This window comes from Sphaerisporangium sp. NPDC051017 (assembly GCF_040683095.1).
Classification (GTDB): Bacteria; Actinomycetota; Actinomycetes; order Streptosporangiales; family Streptosporangiaceae; genus Sphaerisporangium.
In genome coordinates, this window is the sequence record NZ_JBFBCI010000131.1 from 1 (window position 1) to 5,125 (window position 5,125).

1 protein-coding gene and 1 pseudogene are annotated in these 5,125 nt (G+C 68.3%); one reads left to right on the top strand and one right to left on the bottom strand.

Annotated features, from left to right (window positions below; translation table 11 throughout):
• Window positions 1-777 precede the first annotated feature (777 nt).
• Complete coding sequence (locus AB0M95_RS40705) at window positions 778-3,516, top strand: exo 1,3/1,4-beta-D-glucan glucohydrolase (protein ID WP_363777053.1); 2,739 nt, start codon at window positions 778-780, stop codon at window positions 3,514-3,516.
• A gap of 133 nt (window positions 3,517-3,649) precedes the next feature.
• Here the strand turns inward: AB0M95_RS40705 and AB0M95_RS40710 are convergent.
• Window positions 3,650-5,125 (bottom strand): annotated as a pseudogene (locus tag AB0M95_RS40710) (glycosyl hydrolase); the annotation flags it as partial.

Here is a 5,125-nt window from a genome sequence, read left to right on the forward strand (position 1 = left end):
CAATCGATCAGAGCATCACGGTGATCTTGAAGCAATATGACAAGAATCACTCGCTAGAGCATGATCTTTCCTGGAACGCGGCGAGTCGGCCGTAGATGCGGCGGCCGCGGTGGGGCTCGTTTGTCGTGCGAGGCGAAATGTCGTTATGTCGTGCCGTGGCCGTCGCGGCCGGGGTGAATTCGCTTAGCGTGCTGTGGTGATCACTAGCTGTGACGTTAGGGCCATGGTTCGTGGCCATGAATGGGTTATGGCAGTTTCAGAAACCAGCACCGCTGTGGCGTTGGGTTCGACCGGGTTTGTGCGCTGTCGCGGTTATTAGGGTGTCGGCGTTTGCCGTCCGCGTGAGGGGGGTGTGGCACGTCCTGCATGGAGGCCGCCGAGGAACTGTACAGCCTCCGCCCCGCCTGCCCCGGCAGGACCCCGTGATTTAGCCGGGCACAGAAGGGAGCGGGCCAGGGGGCGCGAGTTGGTTGGCATCGGTATGACGCCCTGGTCGAGAGTTGTGACGGGGGGTGGTCGGTCCGGGGTCGAGAGCGCTCTCATCGCCGGGGGCGGCTCGGCGTCTGTGAGCGGGTCGGAGGAGGGCGGGGAAGGCGTATCTGGCGCGTTGTTGCAGGCGGTATTCCTCTTTACGTGAGGTGCCTGTGGGGTTGCCGGGGCGGGAGAGCGCTCTTGCGCGGTCTTGACGCGTGGGTCTCACGGGGTCAAGATCGGCGCAGTGCGCGGGCTTGGGGGGCCGCTCACGAGTTTCTGGCGTGCCTGAAGAACGGATCCTCCATGACACGACATCTCACCCGATCGGGTGCCCGGCGCGGAGCCGTGGCTCTGCTGTCCCTCGCCCTGCTCGCCGTGGGCACCACCGGACTGCCCCAGGCGGCCTCGGCGGGTACGGCCGTCACAGCGGCTCGTCCCACCGGCACAGAGGCCGGCACGGCCGGCGCGACGGCGAGTACGGCCGGTGGTGGGACGGGCGTACGGCAGCCCGTCGTCGGGCCGCCGGCGACCGAGCACGGCTGTGCTCGTATCGAGAGGAGCCTTCCCACGCTCGCCGACTGGCCGAAGGTCAGGAGCAGGGTCGAGCGGAGCGACTCGGACGAGAGGCGCATTTCGAAGATCCTCGCCGGGATGACGCTGGCCGAGAAGGTCGGGCAGATGACGCAGCCCGAGATCGTCGCGATCACCCCGGAGGAGGTCGGGCAGTACGGCATCGGGTCGGTGCTGAACGGCGGCGGCTCCTGGCCCGGCCGCGACAAGCACGCCTCGCAGAAGGCGTGGCTGGACCTCGCCGACGCGTACTGGAAGGCGTCCGTCGCCACCCGGACGAAGATCCCCGTGATCTGGGGCATCGACGCCGTCCACGGCAACAACGGCGTCTACGGCGCGACGATCTTCCCGCACAACATCGGCCTCGGCGCCGCGCACGACCCGTGCCTGGTCCGCGACATCAGCGAGGCGACCGCCGCGCAGATCCGCGCCACCGGCCAGGACTGGACCTTCGGGCCCACGCTGGCCGTCGTCCGCGACGACCGCTGGGGCCGCACCTACGAGGGCTACTCCGAGGACCCGCGCATCACCCGCGCGTACGGCTACGAGGCCGTGCGGGGCCTTCAGGGCGGGAACTCCCACGGCCTTTCCAGCAGGGGCGTCATCGCCACAGCCAAGCACTTCATCGGCGACGGCGGCACCGCGCGCGGCGTCGACCAGGGCGTGAACCCGTCGTCCGAAGCCGAGATGATCAACATCCACGGGCAGGGCTACTACGGGGCCCTCGCGGCCGGCGCGCAGACCGTGATGGCGTCGTTCAACAGCTGGACCAACGCCGACCTCGGCATCGCGGAGGGCAAGCTGCATGGCAGCAAGAAGGCCCTGACCGACATCCTGAAGCAGAAGATGGGCTTCGACGGCGTCGTCGTCACCGACTGGAACGGTATCGGCCAGGTCGAGGGCTGCACCAACGCGAGTTGCCCCCGCGCGATCAACGCGGGCGTCGACGTCGTGATGGTGCCGTACGACTGGAAGGCGTTCATCGCCAACACGATCGCCCAGGTCGAGTCCGGGCAGATCCCGGTCGCGCGTATCGACGACGCCGTGCGGCGCATCCTGCGGGTCAAGCTGCGCGCCGGGGTGTTCGAGGCGCCCAAGCCGTCCTCGCGTCCCTTCGCCCGCTCGGGTGACGCGCTTCAGGCCAGGAAGCTCGCCCGCGAGGCCGTCCGCGAGTCGCAGGTCCTGCTGAAGAACAACGGCCGGGTGCTGCCGCTCGCCCCGCGCTCGAAGGTGCTGGTCGTCGGCAAGACCGCCGACAGCCTGCAGAACCAGACGGGCGGCTGGTCCCTCACCTGGCAGGGCACCGGCAACACCAACGCCGACTTCCCGAACAGCACGACCATCCTCGGCGGCCTGCGCGAGGTGCTCGGCGCGCAGAACGTCACCTTCAGCGAGACCGCCGACGGCGTCGACCCCTCGGCGTACGACGCGGTGATCGCGGTCATCGGCGAGACGCCGTACGCCGAGGGTGTGGGCGATCTCGGGCGGCGCAGCCTGGAGGCGGCCAAGATGTACCCCGGCGACCTCGCCGTCCTGGACAAGGTGTACGGAAAGGGCGCGCCGGTCGTCACGGTGTACGTCAGCGGCCGCCCGCTGTGGGTGAACAAGGAGATCAACCGCTCGGACGCGTTCGTCGCGGCCTGGCTGCCGGGCACCGAGGGCGGCGGCGTCGCCGACCAGCTCGTGCGCGCCTCGCGCCACTACGAGGGCTACACCGGCAAGCTGTCCTACAGCTGGCCGAGGGGCGTCTGCCAGACCCCGCTCAACGCGGGCGACGAGGGCTACGACCCGCTGTTCCCGCTGGGCTACGGCCTGCGCTCCGGCCAGAACTCCGCGATCGGGCACCTGGACGAGACCCTCCCCGAGACCGGCTGCGGCTCCAACGGAGGCGGCGGCACCGCGACCGACCCGCTGGAGATCTTCAACCGGACCGACATCGCGCCGTACAAGAGCTTCATCGGCTCGCCCGAGAACTGGGGCGGCACCGAGATCGGCGTGGACGGGACGGCCGCGCACGCGGAGATCAACGTCGTCCCCACGGACGTCAACGTGCAGCAGGACGGGCTCAAGGCGACCTGGACCGGCACCGGGCCCGGCCAGATCTACATGCAGGACCCGGCCGGCGGCAGCGACCTGCGCGGCTACCTCAACGCCGACGGCGCCCTGGTCTTCGACACGATCGTGCACCAGGCTCCGGCGGCGAGGACGGTGGTGAGCGTCCACTGCGTGTACCCGTGCGCCTCGGAGGTCGTGGCCACCTCGCTGTTCCGGGACCTCCCCACCGGCGCCAAGGCGACCGTCAAGATCCCGCTGGCGTGCTTCGCGGCCGCGGGCCTCGACTTCGAGAACACCAACACGCCGTTCCTCGTCTACACCGACGGCGCGTTCTCGGCGTCGTTCGCCAACGTCCACTGGGAGCCCAAGGCGGGCAAGGACCCCGACGCCCGCAACTGCGCCGACCTGCACGACTGACCTGACCCCATGACCTGACCGCGTGAACACGAGAAGGGTGCCGCCGGAAAGTCTCCGGTGGCACCCTTTCCCGTCTCGTAACGCCTGCCGTCCGGCCCGCGGGAGCGTGTCCCGCGGGCCGGGGGGGCGGGGGCTAGTTGCGGACGATCGTGAAGGTGGACGTGGTGTTCTTGATGTCCTGCGCGTTGTTGCCGAGCCGCAGGTTGTTGAACGTCGCCGTGCCGACCGCCGGGCCCTGGCCGGGTTCGGGCAGTTCGTTCACCCAGATGCCGAAGCCGGACTTGGCGTCGAAGGCGTCACCGCTCTTCTGAGCGCCCGAGATCGAGACGTTCGTGAAGATGGTGTCCTTGACCGGGAACTGCGGCTGCCCGCCGACGTAGTTCGTCTGGAACATGATGCCGCTGTAGGTCGGGTCGATGATGTCGACGTCGTTGACGCGGATGCCCTGGAACACCTTCGAGGCGGAGAAGATCCAGATCGCGGGGAAGGTCTGCTGGCCCCAGAAGTGGCCGCCGGCCCGGACGATCGAGATGTTCTCGAACCTGGTCGGCGGGTCGGCGCCGAAGCCGTTCATCGGATAGCCGAAGTCCAGCGAGCTGATCGTGATGCCGGAGTAGGTCAGCGTGTCCGCGATGTAGATGTTCCGGAACGTGTTGGCGTACCCGCCGTAGACCGCGACACCGGCCGCGCGCCACGGGAGGATGGCCGTCAGGTTCTCGTAGACGTTGTTCTTCTCGTCGGCCCCGCCCGCGTCGATCGCCGAGAACAGCGCGAAGCTGTCGTCGCCGGTCGTCCGCGCCTCGATGTTGCTCACGAGGTTGTCCGTGCTGCCGTTCGTCATGTTGATGCCGTCGGCGAACGTGTTGCGGATGCGGGAGTTCTTGATCGTCATGTTGTCGGTGTTCGCGCCCCAGTACATGCAGACCTGGTGCTCGACCCAGACGTTGTCGATGACCATGTTGGCGACGTTCGAGAAGTCGAACACCTTGCCCGGGCCGTCGATGCGGGTCACGTAGTTGCCGAAGTAGGCGAAGCCCGTGAACACCGAGCCGTTGGCCGAGGACTCGGCGCGGAAGCCGATGTCGGAGTTCTCCGAGGAGGTCGGCGCGTAGAAGCGCGTGTACCACGGACCGGCGCCGACGACCCTGACCGCCTTGCCGTAGACCTGGAACTTCTGGGAGGTCTGGTAGTCACCGGCGGGCAGGTAGACGCCGATCAGGCTGCCGGTGTTGTCCATGCGCACGCGGTCCAGCGCGTTCTGCACGTCCTGGTGGCTGAAGCCTGCCGGGACGGCGTACTTGGCCGGGTCGGGGTTGACGATCGGCGAGACCTGCTCCAGGTTGATGAAGTCGATCGCGTACGTCGTCGAGTTGGCCGGGTCCTTCTGCATGCGGATCTTGCTGCCGGCCGGGACGGTGGTCCCGAGCAGCACGTTGGCCTCGTCGTAGATGTGGCGCGGGCCCGCTCCGGGCGAGTTGCCGGGGGCGGTCTCGTTGCCGTACAGCCACGAGTACTTCGAGGTCAGGTTGATCGGCTTGAGGAACTGGCCGTTGACGTAGATGTTCAGCGTCGAGTTGATGCCGCCGCCGCCCGGGGCGTCCGGGATCGA

Bases quoted from the DNA above. Each gene is read 5' to 3' on its own strand.
- AB0M95_RS40705 (WP_363777053.1), top strand. From the start codon at position 778: ATGACACGACATCTCACCCGATCGGGTGCCCGGCGCGGAGCCGTGGCT.